This is a genomic window from Halomonas sp. DP8Y7-3, from assembly GCF_019801675.1.
Classification (GTDB): Bacteria; Pseudomonadota; Gammaproteobacteria; order Pseudomonadales; family Halomonadaceae; genus Halomonas; species Halomonas litopenaei_A.
In genome coordinates this window covers 527799-548458 of sequence record NZ_JAHVIO010000003.1, presented here as the reverse complement: position 1 = coordinate 548458, position 20660 = coordinate 527799, and the positions used below count along the sequence as shown (strand labels likewise).

Sequence of the window (20660 nt, the reverse complement as noted above, 5' to 3'; positions counted from 1 at the left end):
CGCCTAAGCATTAACCTCTGGCGCATTTTTCCATTTGAGCAGGAGTCGGCGATGGACATGTTTCAACAGGCCCACCAGGAAGACGCAGCGCCGCTGGCCTGGCGCATGCGCCCGAGAACCCTCGACGACTACCTGGGACAGCCATCGCTGGTGGGCCCGGGCAAGCCTCTGCGACGCATGGTGGAAGCCGGACAAATTCGCTCGATGATCCTGTGGGGCCCCCCGGGGGTCGGCAAGACCACCCTGGCAGACATCCTGGCCCACGCATCCCAGTCACGCCTGGAACACCTGTCTGCGGTGATGGCTGGGGTCAAGGACATTCGCGAGGTCGTCGAGCGGGCCCGGGCGGCCCAGGGACAAGGCCAGACCACGGTGCTGTTTCTGGATGAGATTCACCGCCTCAACAAGAGCCAGCAGGATGCCTTGCTGCCCCACGTGGAGTCAGGCCTGCTGACGCTGATTGGCGCCACCACGGAGAATCCGTCCTTCGAGGTCAATTCGGCGCTGCTGTCCAGAGCGCGAGTCCATGTGCTCAAGGCCCTGGATGACGACGCCCTGATCCAGGTGATGCGCCGAGCGCTGAGCGATACACAGCGAGGCCTTGGCCAGCGCAACATCCAGGTCGACGATGAGGTACTGGCCACCCTGGCCAGGGCCGCCGCGGGCGACGCACGCCGCGCCCTGGGCCTGCTCGAGACCGCCTGCGATTTCACCGTTCCCTTCAGCGCGCCCCAGGGCCAGGGAGAACGGCTTGAGGCCGGGGTGCTCGACGACGTTATCGGCCACACGGCGAGCGCCTTCGACAAGCAGGGAGATGCCTACTATGACCTGTTGTCGGCCATCCACAAGTCCGTGCGATCTTCCCGTCCAGATGCTGCCCTGCTGTACATGGCGAGGTTCATTCAGGGCGGTGGTGACCCTCTTGATGTGGTGCGCAGACTGGCCGCGATTGCCTCGGAGGACGTCGGCAATGCAGATCCGCGCTGCCTGCCCCTGGTGATGTCGGCGTGGGACGCCTATCTGCGCCTGGGGGACTACGAGGGACAGCGCGCTATCGCCCATGCCGCGATCCACCTGGCGGTGGCGCCCAAGAGCAATGCCATCGACCAGGCCTGGAAAAAGGCGCAGGCATTCGTTGCGTCACAACCACGCCTGGAGGTGCCCACCTACCTGCGTAACGCACCGACCAAACTGATGGCATCCCTCGGTCATGGCGACGGCTACCGCTATGCCCACAATGAACCCAACGGATACCCAGCGGGTAGCCAGCACGACTGCTGGCCGGAGGAGCTACCCGTTCAGGCGTTCTATCAGCCGTCTGACTACGGCCAGGAAGAGCGCTTCAAGCGCATCATGGATTGGCGTGCACAGCTGGACAGGACAGCCGACGGGAACAGCGACTGATCACCCTTCACCCGCCGCAGGGGCGCTGTGGCGGGCCCTGTCCGCCTTGTTAGCGTTGCGGCACAGGGCGCAACGTCAAGGATAGGTCCCTCGCGACGACTACCTCCCATGCCAGGGCCCACAGTGGGCCTTGTCCCCGGAGGAACGCCCATGACTACCACCCCTGTTCAGCAAGCTCGCAAGATTCTGGTCCGCAACGCCCGCCACCCCAACCACCACGACCTGCTGCTCGCCTATGCGCGCCAGCAGGCCACGCCGGCAGTGCGGCGCGCCCTGTTCAAGCTGCTGTTCGAACAATGACCACCCCCGCGCCGTCTCTCCCCCCGGCGCGTTTCACCCCCGCGGTCTTTCACCCCCGCGGTCTTTCACATAGCTGAGTGGGAAACGAAGGGGGCGGATGACACCAAAGCAAGCGCAAGCGCCGAGCGTCAGGTGCCGCTGGCCTTGCCGCAGGCAGAACCTGACGCCGTTGGATGGCCGGTGGACGGATCGCTGGACGTTGCTTCCGGCCCCGCCGTGTCCTTGACTGCTTCGGACTCGTGCTCATCGACAGCCTCGGTGGCCTCGTGATGATGCAGCACCCCGTCGTGGAAGCCGGCGTCGTCAAAGTAGGCCACGTACTGTCCCTCTTCGACCGGGGGCCCGACGATAGGCTCGGCCACATCCACGTCAGGCACCACGTCTGACAAGTCTTCCATGTGCTCGTGCTCCTTGGCGCCTTGCACCCACTCGTCGGTGACCACCAGCTCCGCGCCCACCGAGGACAGCGGGGTGGCCGCAGAGAACGGCACCACAGGCACCGGAGCAGGACGCACCAGACGACGCCAGGCGAAGAACAGCACCAGGGCAGCTCCCAAGGCACCAAAGGACATGAACAGCGCCGTGTCGCCAAGCGCAGCCATGACCGGACTGATCAGAGGCGGACTCACCGACGAGCCCAGCGCGCTGATCAGCAGCAGTCCCTGGCTCATCGGCACCAGAGCACCGGCCGGGGCGCGGTCAGCGGAGTGACCAACGGACACCGGATACAGCGAGAATACCCCACCCCCGAGCAGGAACAGCAGCGCCGCGAGCCCCCAGGAAGGCAACGGCACCAACAGCACCGTCAGCGAGATCGCCAGACAGAAGATCCCGATAAGAATCAGCACAGTCTGCCGGTCATGACGATCAGACCAGCGTCCGACCGGGTACTGCAGCAACATGGCGCCCAGCACCGTGGCCGCCATCAGCTGGCCAACATCCGCCACGCCAAAACCGTTGCGCTGAAGGTATAGCGGCAGCAGCGAATAGACGGCAGCGGCCAGCATGCCAGAGCCAAACGCCCCCACGACCCCTGTCGGCGTCAACACCATCAGCCGGAACGGCGATAGGGGTTCGATCTTGTCCAAAAGCGGGGTCACGCGGGGAATCATCGCCATCGGCAGCACCGACAGCGAGGCCAGCGCCCCCACCACCATGAACGGTGCGGTGTCCCCCAGGTTCTGGGTCACGCCAAGCAATAGCTGCCCGAGCACGCCAGAGCCGTAAAGCGCGATCATGTAGAGCGCCAGCAGGCGACCGCGAACCTGGGAGTCACCGGACGCCAGCAGCCAGCTTTCAATGACCAGGAAGACACCCACCGTGGCCCAGCCACCGATCAGACGTAAGCCGAACCAGGCCACCGGGTCCAGCATCAAGCCTTGCAGCAGCACGGTCACGGCGACCAACGAGGCAAAGCTGCCGTAGGCGCGGATATGGCCAATGGCCAGCAGCAGGCGATCGTTGAACAGCGCCCCCAGCCCAAGGCCAATGTAATAGGCGGCAGACACCCAGCCGACCACGACCGGGGATTCCCCGGCAGCATCGAGCCGCAGGGTAATCAGCGACGACAGAAAACCATTGCCGATACCAAGGATGAACAGCCCCAGAACAGGGGGCAGAGCCATGGCCAGAAGCTGAGGAGACATGACAGGTCTGGGCTCCAGCGATGCGGACGACGCGGACGACGACGGCGGGTGAGTGTTGGCATATCGAGTCCGTCCGTCGCGGTGCGTTATTGACGACTCTTGGGCGGCGAATATACCCCCGTTTGTCCGTCTGTCAACGGCTTTCGAGCCGCTTTTGCAGAGCTCCTGCAACGCCTTGTTGACAAAGCACAAATTACAGCCATGTCAGCGCGCTGGCCGCTGCAGCAACGCGACATCCGAGCCAACCAGTTCCAGCGTGACGCCCAGTCGCTTGGCCAACCAGTGAAAGCTCGCGTCACTGAAGAACACCACATGGGTAGGGTCGCGGATATAGTGCCAGCCGGCAAAGTCATCCGGTGTGCGCTTGGTCATCAACCCCAGCCAGCCACCGGGACGCAGGCGTTGCACCAGACTGGCCAGTACCTCACCGGGGGCGTACAGATGTTCAGCCACCTCGGTGGCCGTGATGAAGTCGTACTCCGCCTCTGCCCACTGCGGGAAGGGGTGGTAGTAGGGATCGTGAATCCGCATCGAAAAGCCGGCCTCTTCGAACATTAGTGACAGCGTGGGGCCAGGGCCAGCGCCAAAATCCAGCCCACTTGCCCCGTCAGGCAATCGTTCGTTCAAGGGCTCGAACAGCCGTCCCAGGAAACGCCGATAGCCGGGATCGTCGGGGCGGTTGTCGTGCTGGTCGTAGATCGCTTTCTCCGCGGCTGGCGCCAGACGCTGAGCCGGCGGCACGGCAATCAGGTCACAGCGCGGACAGCGGAAGTAGTCGCGCTGTCCGTCCCAATGAAAATGCTGGGTCGTCGGGTTTGTGCATAGCGGACAGCTCGGCATCGTCGTATTCTCTGAGGCTTGATTCACTTGTGGAGAAAGGCATGCTGTCAGGTCTTGATCACCTGGTCATCACCGTGACCGATATTTCCCGCGCCGTTGACTTCTACACGCGCGTGCTTGGACTCGATGTCCGCTACCGAGACCGTGAACGTGTCGACCTGATGCTGGGCGAGCTGGCCTTGCGTCTGCACTGGACCGCGACCGACGTCCATCCGCGCGCCGCCACACCGACGCCCGGCAGCCTCGATATCTGTTTCAAGAGCCAGCTACCCCTTGCTGACGTCCAGCAACACCTGGAGGCACTGTCGGTCGACATCGAGCTCGGTCCGGTGACTCGTCAGGGCGCCACCGGCAAGATCGAGTCGCTCTACCTGAGAGACCCCGACGGCAACCTGCTGGAGATCTGCCGCCCACTGCGAGAACCCCAGGAGCAAGGTGAGGTCTAGAGCGGGATGAGGCCGAGGAACGAGTGAGATCCAGCGACGAATCTCCCCCGTTCATCATGGCATTGCGGCACAGGCTGGGTATCATAGCGAAGCCGTTTTACATGCACAGAAAGGAACACGGATGAGCCAGCGCGACCTCGAGCCCCAGCCTCCCCACGTCACGCCCCCCGAGCCGGAGGGCTCCGGAGCCGACACCACCATCGCCATGGTCGGCTACGCCTTGCTGCTGGCCAATCTGGTCACCGGCTTTACCGCCGTGATCGGCGTGGTCATCGCCTATGTCTACAAGGGCAAGGGTCCCGCCTGGCTGGACCAGCATTATCGCTACCAGATCCGCACCTTCTGGATCGGACTGGTCTATGCGGTCGTCGCCTCCCTGCTGACCTTCGTCCTGATCGGGCTACCGCTGCTGCTGGCGCTGGCCGTATGGTTGATCGTCCGCTGTGTGAAGGGTTTCAAGGCCCTGCAGGAAAAGCGTGCCCCGGACAACCTGGAAAGCTGGCTGATCTGATCATGCAACTCCCCTGGCAACAACGTCTGCAGGCCTTTGCCGTCGCTCGCCTGTGGACCCTCCTGTCGCACTGCTCGCCCGCCTCACTGTGGCGGCTGAGCCGCGTTCTCGTCAGCCTGGCGTACCCCTTGCTCAAGCGCGAACGCGCGGTCACTCGGCTGAATCTGGAGGTCGTCTACCCCGACGCCAGCCCGCAGCAGCGGGAATCGCTGGCTCGCGACAGCCTCACGCACTCGACCGCCACCATGCTCGAGCTCGGTTTCTCCTGGCAAGGCGACCCGCAGCGCGTGGCTGACAGCATCGTCGAGGTGCATGGCCGGGCCTTGCTGGATGACGCCCGCGCCGAAGGCAAGGGGGTCATCATCCTGGCGCCTCACTTTGGCAACTGGGAAGTGCTCAACTTCTGGCTGTCCAGCCACTTTCCCTTCACTGCCATGTACGAGCCGCCCAAGCTGGCACCCTTGGATCCCATCATCCGTGCGGGACGTGAGCGCTGCGGCGCCAGCCTTGTGCCGACCAATCCAAGAGGGGTCGCCGCCCTGCTCAAGGCGCTGAAGCGCTGCGAGGCCGTCGGTATCCTGCCGGACCAGGAGCCCAGCTGGGGCAGCGGTGTCTTTGCTCCCTTCTTCGGACGCCCGGCCTATACCGCCACCCTGCTGCCCAAGCTGGTGGGACGCACCGAAGCACGGGTGGTGACAGGCGTCGCCCTGCGCCTACCCGGGCGAGGATTTGCCCTGCACTTCCTGGCCGCCGACGAGCGAGTTTACGATGCCGACGAGACAACCTCCTGTACCGGTGTCAATGCCAGCATCGAAGAGGTCATCGCGCTCGAACCCGCCCAGTACCAATGGGAGTACAAGCGCTTCACCAAGACCCTGGAAGAGCAGCGCGGCGATCCCGACTTCCGCCGCCACCGGCTGTACAGTTCGAGGAATATGAAGTGACCCGTCCTCAGGACTCGATCTCCCGCGACACCCATGTAGGGCACGCCTTGTACGTGATGTACCTGGCGGGCCTGGTCACCGGGTTACTAACCCTGCTGATCGCGCTGATCGTGGCCTACGTGTATCGCAAGGATGCCCCGCCGTGGCTTCGGGCCCACTATCACTACCTGATTCGAACCTTCTGGATCGGCCTAGTGTATGGGGCCGCCGCGGCGGTGCTGACGGTTCTGGTCATCGGCCTGGCCTTGCCACCACTGCTGGTCAGTGCCTGGTTCGTGATTCGCTGCATCATCGGCTGGCGCGCGCTACACCGGCGGCTGCCGCCGCCTCGGGTGGACAGCTGGCTGTGGTAGCCATCTGACGCAGCCGAGCCGACACCCGCCAACGCGGGCGCCCCTGCTGCCTCGCGCCTTACCCGCCAGATCAGCCCCTTCTCCTGCCTATTCTCTTGTCCCTGTCTCTTCCCCTTCCCCTTCTCTCCTGCCCTTGCCCCTGCGACATGTATCCGCAGGGATACATTTCTTCGCAATTTTGTCGCCAGAAGACGACACGGAACCTCACTTTTCACCTCCTCTCAAAGGCAGGTAGAACCCATCTATTGCATCTTTACCATCAGACAATAGGCTAGAGTGTGAAGAGCATGGATAGCCGTTTCAGCACAAATATGGGCAAAGTGAGACACGCGACCTGCTGGCTGACCGCCTCTCGACCATCGCCGCAACGGCAGTCGCGGCGATGGTCACGTATCACGGCGATCCGCGGCAGACCGTGATGGCTCCGCGATAGCCGTGACAGGTCCCGACGCCCACTGCCCAACGTCCCACTGGTTCCGCCTGACAGAGCACTGGCAGTTCGGTGCCATCAGGCCGCAAGGAGAGCGAACGTGAACACCCGAGTCATCTGCGGACGGTCGACACCGCCCACTGCCTACCCAGCCGAGTCAGCCCGCGTCAGTGGACGCGGCCGCCCCCACTGGAAGGCCGCTGCATCATGGGCACTGGCCGGCATGTTGGTCAGCGCACCCGCGCTGGCGGTGGATGCCGACAGCCTTTTCGAACAGGTGACCGATCAGGCGAGAACCCTGGCCGAAGCGCCCTACGAAGCGCCAGAGAGTACACTGCCTGACGCCGTGGCCGAGATGGGCTACGACCGCTACCGGCAGATTCGCTACCGCGATGAACAGGCGCTTTGGCGCGATCACGGCAACTTTCAGGTGGAGCTGTTCCATCCCGGCTTTCTCTACGACCAGCCGGTCGATATCCATCTCCTCGAAGATGGTGAGGTGCGCACCCTGCCCTTCGAGCAGCAGCGCTTTCGCTACGACGACGATGCCGCTGAGCTGGCCGAACTGGATCTCAGCGACCAGGGCTATGCCGGATTCCGTCTGCATTACCCCCTCAACCGAGCGAATGTCGACGACGAGTTTGCCGTCTTCCTCGGCGCTTCCTACTTCCGCCTGGTGGGCAGAAACCAGGGCTACGGGCTCTCCGCAAGAGGCTTGGCGATCGATACGGCCATGCCCCAGGGCGAAGAGTTCCCCTCCTTCCGCGAGTTCTGGCTGGTCCAGCCTGAGGCTGACGCCAACCGTATGACGGTTCTGGCGCTGCTGGACAGCCCGTCGCTGGCCGGGGCCTACCGCTTCGAGATTGCGCCTGGCAAGAACACTGTCGTCGACACCGAAGCGCGACTGTTCGCCCGCAGCGATGTCGAAAAGCTCGGAGTCGCGCCGCTGACCAGCATGTTCCTGCATGGCGAAATGGATCGGCAGGAAGAAGATGACTATCGCATCCGCGTGCATGACTCCAGCGGGCTACTGATGGCCACCAGTTCTGGCGAGTGGACCTGGCGCGTGCTCGATAATCCCGCAGACCTGCAGATCTCTGGCTTGCAGGATACCTCTCCCAGGGGCTTCGGCCTGGTCCAGCGTCCGCGCCACTTCGATGCCTATCTGGACATGGAAGCCCGCTACGAGCGCCGCCCAAGTCAGTGGGTACAGCCCGCTGGCGACTGGGGAGAAGGCCACGTGGAATTGATCGAAATTCCGACCGACAGCGAGGCCCACGACAATATCACGGCCTACTGGGTCCCCTCCTCGCCCCTCAAGGCGGGAGAGTCACGCACCTATCGGTATCAGACCTGGACCTTCGCTGACACCCCCATGGAGGAACCCCTGGCGCGGGTCGTCAGGTCACGCCAGGGCTGGGGTGGCATTCCCGGTCAGAGCAATCCCCCCGACGAACAGCTCAGGCAGTTCATCATCGACTTCCGCGGCGGCGAGCTCGAGGGTCTCGATGCGAGCCAGCCGGTCAGCGTGCACCTGACCACGTCCAGTGGCGAGACGACGGAAACCAAGGTGACAGCGCTGCCCGATGGAGACACCTGGCGGGCCAGCTTCAAGCTGCTGCCTGACGGCGAAACGCCGGCAGACCTGCGCCTGACCTTGATGCTGCGCGACCAGCGCCTGAGCGAAACCTGGAACAGCATCTGGAGTCCCCGATGAACGAGCATACCCCGGAAGTCCCCTGGCCCCGGTGGCGCAGAACGCTGGTAGGCATGGCCATTGCCGCCACCACCGCGCTGGGTGTCTGGACCATGTTCAAGATCCTGTACGTCGAGGGCATCACTCCCCTGGAAATGGCCATCCTGGGGCTGTTTGCGATTACCTTCGGTTGGATCACCATGGCCTTCTGGAGCGCCGTAATCGGGTTTGTGCTTCACCTCACTGGGCGTGACCCCTTGAGCCTCAAGCGGCGTGGCCCCGGACCGATGAGGCCCGCCGGCTCTCGCTCTCGCACCGCCCTGGTCATGCCGATCCACAACGAGGACGTGGCCCGGGTCGCGGCTGGGCTCGAGACGACCTGCATGGACCTTGGCGAGCTGCCGGAGGGCATCGACGTCGAGGCCTTCGTGCTCAGCGATAGCACCGACGACGCCGTCGTGGCGGAAGAAAAGGCCGCCATGGCAGCGCTGCAGCAGCGACTCGAGGGCCACTGCCGGCTGCACTATCGCCACCGGGACAGCAACGCAGGACGCAAGGCAGGCAACTTGGGCGACTTCTGCACCCGCTGGGGCAGCCACTACGACTATATGCTGGTGGTCGACGCCGACAGTCTGATGAGCGGTACCACGGTGGTCGAGCTCATCGACGAGATGATGGCCAATCCTCGACTGGGGCTCCTTCAGACGGTGCCCATTCCCGTGCGCCAGCAAAGTCTGTTCGGGCGCTGCAATCAATTCGCTGCCGCGCTCTACTCGCCCATGCTGGCGGCAGGGCTGAGCTTCTGGCACGCCACCGCAGCCAACTATTTTGGCCACAATGCCATCATTCGGGTGGAGGCGTTCACCGACGCCTGCGGCCTTCCCGAGCTCCCCGGCAAGCCGCCTCTGGGTGGCGATATCCTCAGTCATGACTTTGTCGAGGCAGCGCTGTTGCGCCGGGCCGGCTGGCAGGTGCGTATGCGCACCGACCTGGGCGGCAGCTATGAGGAAATGCCCAGCCACATTCTCGACTATGCCAAGCGCGATCGCCGCTGGGTACAGGGCAACCTGCAGCATCTGCGCCTGCTGAATGGCCATGGCCTGCATGTGCTGAGCCGTCTGCACTTCTTCTTCGGCGCGCTGGCCTACCTTTCGTCGCTGGTGTGGCTGGCGATCCTGGTCATCAGTACCATCGATGCGCTGATCAGGGCGCTCGTTCCCACCAACTTCTTCACCGCCAGCTCGCAGTTGTTCCCTGACTGGCCCATCGCTCCGCCCAACCTGATCATTCCCTTGTTGATCGGCACCTTGGGCATGCTGCTGATGCCCAAGGTGCTGGGACTGATACTTGGTCTCATGCGGGATCCAGAGGGCTACGGGGGACGCCCAAAACTGGTCTTGAGCATGCTGGTGGAGACCCTGTTCGCCATGCTGATCGCACCGCTGATGATGGTCTTCCACAGCCGTTTCGTGATCCAGGTGCTGACCGGTCGTACCGTTGCCTGGGACCCGCAATCCCGAGAGGGGCGGGCACTGCCCTGGCGGGAAGCCTTCCGCCATACCTGGCTGTGGTCGCTGATTGGTGCGGTGTGGGCTCTTGTCACCTGGGCCTACACTCCGAGCTTCTTTCTCTGGCTGACGCCCGTCTGGCTCGGCCTGGTGCTGGCGGCTCCGCTGGTGCGCTGGAGCTCCAGCCTGACCATCGGCCGCCGCCTGGCCCGCGCCGGGCTTCTGCTGGTACCCAGTGAGACACGCCCCCCCAGGGTCGTCGCCGATCTACACATCGAGAGTCAGCTACCCTCATCGGGCGCGCCGGCCGCTCCCCCCAGCGAGCGTCCCCGAGACATGCCTGTGCAGTCCTTCCGACGCCCCCATCAATCGGCTGAGGTGCACAGCGACCCTGGCCACCCGATCGACACCCCCACGCCAGATCGTCGCTGATCCATCATAAGCCATCATCAGCGTCGGTGCAGGACGCCGCGGCCGTGACCCTCATGGCCGCGGCGTCATCATTAGGTAGTCTCTCTCGACAACCTCCCTTGACGCCCCCTTCCGATGCTATCCGAAAGTGGTGTCTGGCAAAGCCGCAGGGGCGTGCTAGACTGCGGTCGACTCGCTTGACGGGGTGCCGGTCAATCCGGCTGAGATGGTGCAGGGCCAGCGTGGTGAAGCGGCCCGACAGCACCGATCCCGTGGAACCTGATCCGGGTGCGGTGTGGACTCACACCTTGAACCGGCGTAGGGAATCAGGCGGTGGCACGCCTTCCCTGTGGGGGCCTGCCCTTCCTACCCTCCGTCCTTCTCTGCCCCGCCCACCGGATCCACCATGCCGGAGCTATCATGGGCTATTGCTTCAACGATCTGATCGCTGCCTGCCGCGACGACTGGCGGCGCTATACCGAGCACGACTTCGTTCGTGCACTTGGGCGCGGCGACCTGAATGACGCCAGCTTTCGCCACTATCTGAAGCAGGACTACCTGTTTCTCCTGCAGTTTTCACGCGCCTACGCCCTTGCTGCCTACAAGAGCCAGGACCTGGAGAGCTTGCAGGGGGCCTTCAAGGGGATGCAGACGATCCTCGAGGTCGAACTGGGCCTGCATCTTGCCTACTGCCGAGAATGGGGCATTGACGACAGCGAGCTCAGCCGTCTACCGGAGGCACGTGCCACCCTGGCCTATACCCGCTACGTCCTCGACACCGGCAGTCGTGGTGATCTGCTGGACCTGCACGTTGCCCTGGCGCCCTGCATGGTCGGCTACGCCGACATCGGCCGCTGGCTGGCGGATCATCCCGAGACGCTGCGTGGTGGCGACAATCCCTACGATGCCTGGATCACCATGTACTCAAGCCCTGACTTTCAGGCCTCGGCCGTGCGCGAAAGGCACTGGCTCGACGACCAGCTCAGCCAGGTATCGAGCGCTCGTTTCGACCGGCTGGCGCGCATCTTTAGCGACGCGACCCGTCTCGAGACCGACTTCTGGCAGATGGGACTGGACCTGAGCGACTGACCTTGACGACGCCTTTAGGCGATCGAACTGGGCGATCGACCTGGGTGATCGCGCTCGACAACACAGACAAGCTGACAACAGCAACGCTTGACGGGGTGCCGCAGCCAGCGGCTGAGATCATGCAGCGCATGAGACCCGTTGAACCTGATCTGGGGATACCCCCGATGTTACGGCATCGAGGCGAGGACCAGCGTAGGGATCAAGCGCTCACGGCCACGGCCTCGACGCCCCCTTCTCCCTCGCGACGTGCCATTACCACCATCAGGGCGACGCCACTTGCCCTGCACCGCCGTGAGAGGAAACCACCTATGTCACTCGACCATCCCTCGTCTCATCCAACATCCCGCCATGACGCCCACTTCCTGGCCGAGACGGCCAGGGTCGACCAGGCCGCCGTCACTCCCCTGCCAGGCTCTCGCAAGGTCTATGTAGAGGGCTCCCGCCCCGACCTGCGGGTGCCATTTCGCGAAATCACCCTGTCGCCGACGCGCACTTCAGGCGCCGACGAAGCCAATCCACCGCTACTGGTGTACGACACCTCAGGCCCCTATACCGACCCGGCGGTACAGGTCGATCTGCGCAAGGGACTGGCCGAGTTGCGCAGGCCCTGGATTGAGGAGCGCAACGACACCGAATGGCTCGACGGTCCCACCTCCGAGTACGGCCGCCGGCGTGCCAATGACCCACTGCTGGCACCGCTGCGCTTCGAGCTGACGCGCACACCACGCCGCGCCACCAGGACCGCCGATGGCCGCCCGGGCAACGTCACCCAACTGCATTACGCGCGGCGCGGCATCATCACACCGGAAATGGAGTTCATTGCACTTCGCGAGAATCAACGTCGACAGGCCCTTCAGGACCCTTATCGTGGCAGTGACGAGGTCGAAGCGATACTTGGCCACCAGCACCCCGGTCAGTCGTTCGGAGCCCGTTTGCCGGATGAGATCACCCCCGAGTTCGTGCGCCAGGAAGTGGCCGCCGGACGCGCCATCATCCCGGCCAACATCAATCATCCCGAAGCCGAGCCGATGATCATCGGGCGTAACTTTCTGGTGAAGATCAACGGCAATCTAGGCAACTCTGCGGTGACGTCCTCCATCGAAGAGGAAGTGGACAAGATGACCTGGGGGATTCGCTGGGGGGCGGATACGATCATGGACCTGTCCACTGGACAGAACATCCATGAAACCCGTGAGTGGATCATCCGCAACTCACCGGTGCCGATCGGTACCGTGCCACTCTATCAGGCGCTGGAAAAGGTCAAGGGCGTGGCCGAGGACCTGACCTGGGAGGTCTTTCGCGACACCTTGATCGAGCAGGCGGAACAGGGGGTGGACTATTTCACCATCCACGCCGGTGTGCTTCTTCGCTATGTGCCGCTGACCGCAGGCCGAGTCACCGGCATCGTCTCGCGGGGGGGCTCGATCATGGCCAAGTGGTGCCTCTATCACCACCAGGAAAGCTTCCTCTACACCCACTTCGAGGAGATCTGCGAGATCTGCAAGCAGTATGACGTGGCCTTCTCGCTGGGCGATGGGCTGCGCCCGGGATCCGTGGCAGATGCCAATGACGAAGCTCAGATGGCCGAACTCAAGACCCTGGGCGAGCTGACCCACATTGCCTGGAAGCACGACGTGCAGGTGATGATAGAAGGGCCCGGCCACGTGCCCATGCACCTGATCAAGGAGAACATGGACAAGCAGCTCGAGTACTGCGACGAGGCGCCCTTCTACACCCTGGGCCCGCTGGTCACCGACATCGCTCCCGGCTATGACCACATCACCTCAGGCATCGGCGCGGCGATGATCGGCTGGTACGGCTGCGCCATGCTCTGCTACGTCACCCCCAAGGAGCACCTGGGCCTGCCCGACAAGGACGACGTCAAGACCGGGATCATCACGTACAAGATCGCCGCCCATGCGGCGGATCTGGCCAAGGGGCACCCCGGCGCTCAGCGCCGGGACAATGCGCTGTCCAAGGCACGCTTCGAGTTCCGCTGGGAGGACCAGTTCAACCTGGGCCTGGACCCGGACACGGCCCGCGCCTACCACGACGAGACGCTGCCCAAGGACGCGGCCAAGGTGGCCCACTTCTGCTCCATGTGCGGACCCAAGTTCTGCTCCATGAAGATTAGCCAGGAAGTCCGAGACTATGCCCGCGACAACGGCCTGGACGGCGACAGCGAGGCGGTCATGGCGGGCATGGAGGCGCAGGCACAAGCCTTCCGCCAGCAAGGCGGTGCCCTGTACAAGGAAGTCTGACGCAAGCCGATCACGGCCTCCTTCCCGCCCGCGGCCCCGGGGGCGGGGAGGTGGCTGCCGCAAAGCGAATGCTGCGGCGGAGATTCAGGGCCGCCGGCAGCCTTCACGCTGCACCGCACAAATTGCTACCAAAGTCTAACCTCTTTGCCCTGTCACTTGATGGTCGTCACAAGCTGTGCTGTTCCACCAGCAACTGGCCCTCCCTACCTCCCCAGGACAATTATGAGGCACCGGCCGCGGTGCTAGATTCGCCGCCATCCCCCCCCGTTTACACGCCTTAACAAGGCGTCTTTCTCTGGAGATGGCATGAAAGCCCCGATACTGGTGATCAACTGCGGCTCCTCCTCGATCAAGTTTGCGCTAGTCGATCAGACCCCTGGCGCACCTCGGATATCAGGCATTGCTGAGCGCCTGGGCAGCCACGATGCCTGCCTGAAGCTGGAAGAAGAGCACGGCAACCGGCGTGACATTTCGCTACCTCGAGCCACCCACGCCCTGGCGCTCAAGACCATCCTCGACCACCTGGGTGATCAACGTCCCGTCGGCATCGGGCACCGGGTGGTCCACGGCGGCGAGCGCTTCACCTGCGCCACGCTGCTGGACGACACGGTAGTCCGCACCATTCGCCAGACCGTCAGCCTGGCACCCTTGCATAACCCGGCCAACCTGGATGGCATCACCGCCACCCGACGTCTGTTCGAGCACCTGCCCCAGGTGGCGGTATTCGATACCGCCTTCCACCAGACCCTGCCGGCCCACGCCTACCGCTATGCGATTCCCGAAGACCTGTATCAGCGCCACGGCATCCGGCGCTACGGCTTCCACGGCTCCAGTCACGCCTACGTCAGCGAGCGCCTGGCCGAGGTCAGCGAGCGGGGACACGGAGGTTGGCTGATCGCCCATCTCGGCAATGGCTGCTCCGCAACCGCAGTCTGGGAAGGCGAAAGCCAGGATACCAGCATGGGCATGACGCCCCTGGAGGGGCTGGTGATGGGCACACGCAGTGGCGACGTCGACCCGGGCCTGCACCTCCATCTGGCCCGCCAGCTAGGGATGTCGCTGGAATCGATTGACCTGCTGCTCAACCAGAAGAGCGGCCTTCTCGGCGTATCTGGCCTGACCAATGACATGCGCGAGCTGGAGCAGGCCGCAGGCGCAGGACACCCCGGCGCGACCCTGGCCATCGAGGTGTTCTGCTATCGCCTGGCCAAGACCCTGGCCGGTCTCGCCTGCGCGCTTCCTCGGGTCGATGGCATCGCCTTCACTGGCGGCATAGGAGAAAACTCGTCGCTGATTCGGGCCCGCACGCTGGGCCACCTCAAGGCGCTGGGCGTGCATCTCGATAGCGCTGCCAACAGCGCTCTTGCGCGCGGCAGCGAAGGTGCCATCCATGACGCCAGCGAGTCCGGTTCGCCGGAAATCCGCGTCATTCCCACCGATGAAGAAGGCTATATCGCCAGCCAGACCCGAGCACTGATCACCCGTCTGGCACTGGCCGACAGGTCCGAGGAAGCCGTATGAGCCTGCAACCCCGTACCCTGCTGTTGATCCCGGTGGATGAGGGGGTCGCCCTGACCTCTGCGGCGCTGGGAATGCTGCGCGCACTGGATACCCTGGGCCTGGAGGCAGGCTTCCTGCAGCCATTCAGCCAGGCAGAGGGCATCGATGACGATAGCAACAGCGCCGAAAGGGCTCGCTCGCTGGTCGCCAGCACCCTGGGCATCGGCTCGCCTCGTCCAGTGCCCCGGGAAGACGTGGAGCACTACCTGGGCAGAAATGACAGCGACGGTCTGCTTGAGCTTGCCGTCGAACGCCATTCACGGGTCGCCAAACCGGCGACCGGCAAGCGGCCGGCCTTCATCGTCGTGGAAGGCATTCGCCCCCTGCGCAAGAACGCCTACGCCCTGGATCTCAATGTACGTCTTGCCAGCGCCCTGGACGCCCAGGTGATTCTGGTCGCCGATGGCCAGACGAGCGACCTGAAGGAGCTGGCCAAGAGCCTGGCCTTCCATCGCCAGAGCATCGACGCGGTGGGTTCCAGGCGTACCCTCGGCACCATTCTGATGCGCCTGCCCAGTGACGGCGATGACTCGGCCAGCGATCAGACCCTGGCCTCCGTCAGTGATCGTGAAGCCAGCGCCCACCGCCAGCACTGGCAGGACCAACTGGCCACGGCATCCGAGCAGAGCCTGCCGGTAGTGGCCGCGGTACCCTATCGCGCCGCGCTGACCGCGCCGCGGACCCTGGATGTGGCCCGCGCCCTCGGCGCCAGGATCCTGCATCACGGTGATGCTGATAGACGTCGCGTCGCCCATACCACCCTGGGTGCCCGCAGCGCCGAGCATCTGCTGTATGCATTGCGCCCGGGCGAGCTCATCGTGTCCCCTGGTGATCGCGACGACACCCTGCTGGCTGCTGCCCTCGCCACCATGAACGGGGTGCCCCTGGCGGGCCTCCTGCTAACCCACGGCGAAACCCCCAGCAAGCAGCTGATCGACGTCTGCCAGCCAGCACTATCCTCCGGCCTGCCTGTCCTGTCCGTCGATACCGACAGCTTCACCACGGTAGCCAAACTGACCGACATCCCCGGTGGGATTCCGGTGGATGACCAGGAACGGGCGGAGGCCATCAGCGCCTTTGTGGCGGATCACCTCGATCGAGAATGGCTGCTGGCATTGATGGACGACGAGACCCAGCGCCGACTGTCTCCAGCGGCCTTTCGCCATCAATTGGTCAGCATGGCCCAGCAAAAGCGCCAGCGCATCGTGCTGCCCGAAGGGGATGAGCCACGCACCCTGGAAGCAGCCATCCTGTGCCAACGCCGCGGCATCGCCAACTGCGTCTTGCTGGGTAAGCGCCAGGCCATTGTGGAAGTGGCCAAGGCCCGCGGCCTGGAATTGCCCGATGATCTGCAGATTCTCGACCCCGACAGCGAACGTTGCCGCTTCATCGCCCCCATGGTGGAACGGCGCAAGGGCAAGCTGACCCCCTTGACCGCCGAGGCCCAGCTTCACGATAGTGTGGTTCTGGGCACCATGATGTTGGCGGAAGGCGAGGTCGATGGGTTGGTATCAGGGGCGATACACACCACCGCCAACACCGTTCGACCGGCCTTTCAGCTGATCAAGACCGCCCCCGGATATGCTCAAGTGTCGTCGGTTTTCTTTATGCTGCTGCCCGATCAGGTGGTGGTCTACGGCGACTGCGCGGTCAATCCTGACCCGGACGCCGACGCGCTGGCCGAGATTGCCTTGCAGAGTGCGGCCAGCGCCGAGGCCTTCGGCATCGAGCCCAGGGTCGCCATGATCAGCTATTCCACCGGCGAGTCAGGCACCGGTGCTGACGTTGACAAAGTCCGAGAAGCCACCCGCATCGCCCGCCAGAAAGCCCCACACCTGCCCATCGATGGTCCTCTGCAATATGACGCTGCGGCGATCGCCAGCGTGGCCCGGCAAAAGGCACCGGACTCGCCGGTGGCAGGGCGCGCTACGGTGTTTGTCTTCCCTGACCTCAATACCGGCAACACCACCTACAAGGCGGTCCAGCGCAGTGCCCGGGTGGTCAGCATCGGCCCCATGCTGCAGGGCCTCAACAAGCCGGTAAACGATCTGTCACGGGGCGCCCTGGTCGAAGACATCGTCTACACGATTGCGCTGACGGCGATACAGGCTGGGCAATAGCGGCCCGCCGACGTTTCCCGTCACGTCAATGCCGCCACTGGCGTCCTGATCGCCGCATCTCGGCGCTGATACCACCTAGCCCCGGAGTTGCCGGGGCTAGGTGGTCTGCCACGCCTGCCTCCACGGTCACCACTCGGCGATACCGGTATACAGGCACACCAGCACCAGGCCAAGCAGGAACAGCGTCTCGGCAATCATCAGAATGACCGGTTTCCACCCCACCACGGCCAGCTTCTGAAACGACGTCTTGATCCCCAGCGCGGCAATCGCCGTCACCAGGCACCAGCGCGACAGGTCCGTCATACCCTCCACCATCACCGGGGGTATCACGCCGAGACTATTGATCAGTACCAGCACCACAAACGCAATCAGAAAGCTGGGGAACATGGGGACCTTGGCGCCATCCGCACCGCCTTCCGCCATCCTGGCTCGCCGAAACAGCAGCATGAAGACCATCACCGCCGGCACCAGCATGGCGACCCGCAGCAGCTTGACGAAGGTCGAGATATCGCCCGTTTCGTCCGAGATCATATAGCCGGCACCGACGACCTGGGCCACATCATGTATCGTGCCGCCCAGAAAAATACCCGCCTGGGTGTCGCTCAGCTCCAGCGCTCCCACCAGCAGCGGATACAGCACCATGGCCGCCGTGGATAGCGTGGTCACGCCAACCACCGTCAGGATGGTATTGCGCTCGGCCACCTCGTTACGAGGCATCGCCGCCGACAGCGCCAGCGCTGCCGATGCACCGCAGATGGCGACCGATCCCCCGGTCAGCAGGCCCAGGTCATTGCGCAGGCCAAGCAGCCGCGCCAGCACCCCACCCGCGACGATGGTCAGGATGACCCCGGCCACTACCGTTACCACCGGACCGATGCCAAGCTCGGCCACCTGTTCCAGCGTGATCCGCACGCCCAGCAAGGCCACGCCCAGGCGCAGGATGGTGCGAGCCGCGAACTCGACGCCCAGCAGACAGGGGCCCTGCTCGCTGAGAAAGTGCAGCGTCATGCCGAACAGCAGCGCGTACAGCAGGGTTGGACCACCATAGTGATCAGCGATGAAGGTCGTCGCGAGGGCGATGGTGATACAGATCAGTACGCCGGGCATACGCGCCCTGGCGGGCTCCAGATGCCGCCTCCACCCACTGTCTGGGGCGTCGCTCGGGGCGTGGGTCGTTGGCTGGGACATGACGTGTCCTCTGTTGTCGTTGATATCGCCACGTCGTGGCAGCGTCTTCATGGTGTGAGCAATACGGGGACCGCTGCGGCCGGCACTGCATGCAGCACATGCTGTCCCAGGCGCTGCGGTGGAGTTAGGACCAGCGCCGGGCCTTGCATGAGTCCAGCTAGGCGCCCTGGCGGCGCGCCGTACTCAGGCGACCTGCGTCCTTGCCTGGCGGTCGGCCTTGATCATGTCCGCCGCGCGTTCGGCGATCATGATGGTCGGTGCATTGGTGTTCCCCGACACGATGATGGGCATGATCGAAGCGTCGACGACCCTGATCCCCTGGAGCCCATGCACCTTCAAGCGATCATCCACCACCGCCAGTGGGTCGTTGCCCATCTTGCAGGTGCCCGCCGGGTGGTAGATGGTCTGGCTATAGCGGCGAGCGGCGTCCAGCAACTGCTCATCGCTTTGATAGGCACGTCCGGGCACGTACTCGTCAGTAATCACATCGGCGAGGGGAGCCTGCTCGGCGATACGCCGGGCGACCTTGATGGCGTCTACTGCCACTCGGCAGTCCTCATCGGTGCTGAGGTAGTTGGGCTGAATGGAGGGATAGACCGCCGGGTCCGGACTGGTGATACGGATGCGTCCGCGACTCGTCGGCCTGAGCTGACACACCGATGAGGTGAAGGCCGAGAACGGATGCACCCCTTCCGCCGGCTTGTCGGCGGACAGCGGCTGCATATGAAACTGGATGTCAGGGCGGTCCAGCCCTTCCCGCGACTGGGTGAAAATGCACACCTGACTGGCGGCCAGGGTCAGCGGCCCGGTGCGGGTCAGCGCATACTGGGTGCCCACCGCCAGCTTCTTGAGTGGATGGCGCACCTCATCATTGAGGGTTCGGCAACGCGTCTTGAACACCAGGCGAATCTGCAGATGGTCCTGCAGATTCTCCCCCACACCAGGCAACTGGTGAAGGCAGTCGACGCCGACATCGGCCAAGTGCTGTGGGTCACCGATACCCGAGCACTGCAGGATCTGCGGCGAGCCTATGGCACCCGACGACAGCAGCACCTCAAGAGTGGCGCTGGCCCGACGAAGCACATTACCCTGGCGGTACTCGACGCCGACCACCCGCTTTCCTTCCAGCAGCAGGCGCTGGCAATGGGCCCGTTTGACCAGGGTCAGGTTGGGGCGCTTCAACGCGGGGCGCAGGAATGCCTTGGCCGTGGAGCAGCGAAAGCCCTTGTACGATGTCTGCTGGAAGTAGCCGACTCCTTCCTGGGTCTCGCCATTGACGTCTTGATTCTCGGGGATACCCGCCGCCTTGGCGGCCTCGATAAAGCGCTCGGCGATCTCGCGACGCAGTCGCAGGTCTGACACCTTGAGCGGCCCATCGGTGCCATGAAAGGCATTGGCCCCGCGCTCCTGGCACTCGGACTTCTTGAAATAGGGCAGCACCGAGGCGTAATCCCACCCCTGGTTGCCCATGGCCGCCCAGTCGTCATAGTCCTGACGCTGCCCTCTTATATAGAGAAGACCGTTCAACGAGCTCGATCCCCCCAGGACCTTGCCCCTGGGCCACTGCAGCCGCCGACCATCGATGCCGTCATCCGGGTCCGTCAGGTAGCACCAGTCGGTCGCCGGGTTGTGCATGGTCTTGAAGTAGCCTACCGGCACGTGAATCCAAGGGTTCCAGTCCGATCCCCCTGCCTCCAGCAGCAGTACGGAAACCTCCGGGTCTTCGCTGAGACGGTTCGCCAGTACGCAGCCGGCGGAACCAGCTCCCACGACGATGTAGTCGAAGACGTCTGACGATGGTGTTGTCGTTGTCATGGCTCTCACTCAAACGAGACGTTTTGTCTCAAAACATCGTAGACCCATTTCTAAAAATATCAACATCGAGACAAATAGAATCAATTTTATTGCCAACACCCAAAAGGCGATCTATGGTGTGGTCAAGGCCGAAAAACG

General features: G+C 63.9%; 16 protein-coding genes and 2 riboswitches. Of the genes, 12 read left to right on the top strand and 4 right to left on the bottom strand.

The annotated features are described in order from the left end of the window. The first annotated feature begins 51 nt into the window (after positions 1 to 51). Both KUV86_RS04675 and KUV86_RS04670 read left to right on the top strand, forming a co-directional pair. Positions 52 to 1404, top strand: coding sequence for a replication-associated recombination protein A (locus tag KUV86_RS04675; protein ID WP_222237392.1), 1353 nt, complete (start codon positions 52 to 54; stop codon positions 1402 to 1404). Positions 1405 to 1554: 150 nt separating this feature from the next. After that, complete coding sequence (locus KUV86_RS04670) at positions 1555 to 1704, top strand: hypothetical protein (RefSeq protein WP_206942753.1); 150 nt, start codon at positions 1555 to 1557, stop codon at positions 1702 to 1704. Between the two features lie 128 nt (positions 1705 to 1832). Here the strand turns inward: KUV86_RS04670 and KUV86_RS04665 are convergent, their stop codons facing one another. Both KUV86_RS04665 and KUV86_RS04660 read right to left on the bottom strand, forming a co-directional pair. After that, positions 1833 to 3350 carry an MFS transporter gene (locus KUV86_RS04665; RefSeq protein WP_222483777.1) on the bottom strand — a complete coding sequence of 506 codons (1518 nt, stop codon included), beginning with the start codon at positions 3348 to 3350 and terminating at the stop codon, positions 1833 to 1835. Positions 3351 to 3554: 204 nt separating this feature from the next. Then, positions 3555 to 4190 carry a class I SAM-dependent methyltransferase gene (locus KUV86_RS04660; RefSeq protein ID WP_222483775.1) on the bottom strand — a complete coding sequence of 212 codons (636 nt, stop codon included), beginning with the start codon at positions 4188 to 4190 and terminating at the stop codon, positions 3555 to 3557. A 41-nt stretch (positions 4191 to 4231) separates the two neighbouring features. On the opposite strand from KUV86_RS04660, the gene KUV86_RS04655 reads away from it, so the two are divergent. From KUV86_RS04655 to pta, 10 genes are all read left to right on the top strand, one after another. Beyond that, positions 4232 to 4636, top strand: coding sequence for a VOC family protein (locus KUV86_RS04655; RefSeq protein ID WP_222483774.1), 405 nt, complete (start codon positions 4232 to 4234; stop codon positions 4634 to 4636). Positions 4637 to 4757: 121 nt separating this feature from the next. Further along, positions 4758 to 5147, top strand: coding sequence for a DUF4870 family protein (locus KUV86_RS04650; protein WP_222162004.1), 390 nt, complete (start codon positions 4758 to 4760; stop codon positions 5145 to 5147). A gap of 2 nt (positions 5148 to 5149) precedes the next feature. Beyond that, entirely contained in the window at positions 5150 to 6091 is a 942-nt protein-coding gene (locus KUV86_RS04645; protein ID WP_206942763.1) for a lysophospholipid acyltransferase family protein, read from the top strand. Continuing rightward, the gene (locus KUV86_RS04640; protein ID WP_315900959.1) at positions 6088 to 6444 is read left to right on the top strand and encodes a hypothetical protein; all 357 of its coding nucleotides are present in this window, start codon (positions 6088 to 6090) and stop codon (positions 6442 to 6444) included. The genes KUV86_RS04645 and KUV86_RS04640 overlap by 4 nt, the downstream gene beginning before the upstream one ends. A 530-nt stretch (positions 6445 to 6974) precedes the next feature. Then, the gene (locus tag KUV86_RS04635; protein ID WP_315900958.1) at positions 6975 to 8591 is read left to right on the top strand and encodes a glucan biosynthesis protein; all 1617 of its coding nucleotides are present in this window, start codon (positions 6975 to 6977) and stop codon (positions 8589 to 8591) included. After that, positions 8588 to 10510, top strand: coding sequence for a glucans biosynthesis glucosyltransferase MdoH (gene mdoH, locus KUV86_RS04630; protein ID WP_222483771.1), 1923 nt, complete (start codon positions 8588 to 8590; stop codon positions 10508 to 10510). The genes KUV86_RS04635 and mdoH overlap by 4 nt, the downstream gene beginning before the upstream one ends. Before the next feature lie 170 nt (positions 10511 to 10680). Beyond that, a riboswitch (TPP riboswitch) is annotated at positions 10681 to 10832 on the top strand. 77 nt (positions 10833 to 10909) lie between these two features. Next, positions 10910 to 11578, top strand: coding sequence for a thiaminase II (gene tenA, locus KUV86_RS04625; RefSeq protein WP_222483769.1), 669 nt, complete (start codon positions 10910 to 10912; stop codon positions 11576 to 11578). An 81-nt stretch (positions 11579 to 11659) separates the two neighbouring features. After that, positions 11660 to 11794, top strand: a riboswitch (TPP riboswitch). A 92-nt stretch (positions 11795 to 11886) separates the two neighbouring features. Continuing rightward, positions 11887 to 13839, top strand: a complete 1953-nt coding sequence (gene thiC / locus KUV86_RS04620) for a phosphomethylpyrimidine synthase ThiC (protein WP_261397533.1) — start codon at positions 11887 to 11889, stop codon at positions 13837 to 13839. 306 nt (positions 13840 to 14145) lie between these two features. After that, positions 14146 to 15360, top strand: coding sequence for an acetate/propionate family kinase (locus KUV86_RS04615; RefSeq protein WP_222483767.1), 1215 nt, complete (start codon positions 14146 to 14148; stop codon positions 15358 to 15360). After that, positions 15357 to 17519 carry a phosphate acetyltransferase gene (gene pta, locus KUV86_RS04610; protein ID WP_222483765.1) on the top strand — a complete coding sequence of 721 codons (2163 nt, stop codon included), beginning with the start codon at positions 15357 to 15359 and terminating at the stop codon, positions 17517 to 17519. The genes KUV86_RS04615 and pta overlap by 4 nt, the downstream gene beginning before the upstream one ends. Before the next feature lie 126 nt (positions 17520 to 17645). Here pta and KUV86_RS04605 read toward each other — a convergent pair whose 3' ends face one another. Beyond that, entirely contained in the window at positions 17646 to 18707 is a 1062-nt protein-coding gene (locus tag KUV86_RS04605; protein WP_242520863.1) for a YeiH family protein, read from the bottom strand. A gap of 183 nt (positions 18708 to 18890) precedes the next feature. Next, positions 18891 to 20522 carry a GMC family oxidoreductase gene (locus KUV86_RS04600; protein WP_206942773.1) on the bottom strand — a complete coding sequence of 544 codons (1632 nt, stop codon included), beginning with the start codon at positions 20520 to 20522 and terminating at the stop codon, positions 18891 to 18893. Positions 20523 to 20660: the final 138 nt, after the last annotated feature.

Coding starts and splice junctions, on each gene's coding strand:
- KUV86_RS04670 (WP_206942753.1), top strand. CDS start 1,555: ATGACTACCACCCCTGTTCAGCAAGCTCGCAAGATTCTGGTCCGCAAC.
- KUV86_RS04675 (WP_222237392.1), top strand. CDS start 52: ATGGACATGTTTCAACAGGCCCACCAGGAAGACGCAGCGCCGCTGGCC.
- thiC (WP_261397533.1), top strand. CDS start 11,887: ATGTCACTCGACCATCCCTCGTCTCATCCAACATCCCGCCATGACGCC.
- mdoH (WP_222483771.1), top strand. CDS start 8,588: ATGAACGAGCATACCCCGGAAGTCCCCTGGCCCCGGTGGCGCAGAACG.
- KUV86_RS04645 (WP_206942763.1), top strand. CDS start 5,150: ATGCAACTCCCCTGGCAACAACGTCTGCAGGCCTTTGCCGTCGCTCGC.
- KUV86_RS04650 (WP_222162004.1), top strand. CDS start 4,758: ATGAGCCAGCGCGACCTCGAGCCCCAGCCTCCCCACGTCACGCCCCCC.
- KUV86_RS04600 (WP_206942773.1), bottom strand. CDS start 20,522: ATGACAACGACAACACCATCGTCAGACGTCTTCGACTACATCGTCGTG.
- KUV86_RS04605 (WP_242520863.1), bottom strand. CDS start 18,707: ATGTCCCAGCCAACGACCCACGCCCCGAGCGACGCCCCAGACAGTGGG.
- KUV86_RS04655 (WP_222483774.1), top strand. CDS start 4,232: ATGCTGTCAGGTCTTGATCACCTGGTCATCACCGTGACCGATATTTCC.
- KUV86_RS04615 (WP_222483767.1), top strand. CDS start 14,146: ATGAAAGCCCCGATACTGGTGATCAACTGCGGCTCCTCCTCGATCAAG.
- KUV86_RS04660 (WP_222483775.1), bottom strand. CDS start 4,190: ATGCCGAGCTGTCCGCTATGCACAAACCCGACGACCCAGCATTTTCAT.
- KUV86_RS04665 (WP_222483777.1), bottom strand. CDS start 3,350: ATGTCTCCTCAGCTTCTGGCCATGGCTCTGCCCCCTGTTCTGGGGCTG.
- tenA (WP_222483769.1), top strand. CDS start 10,910: ATGGGCTATTGCTTCAACGATCTGATCGCTGCCTGCCGCGACGACTGG.
- pta (WP_222483765.1), top strand. CDS start 15,357: ATGAGCCTGCAACCCCGTACCCTGCTGTTGATCCCGGTGGATGAGGGG.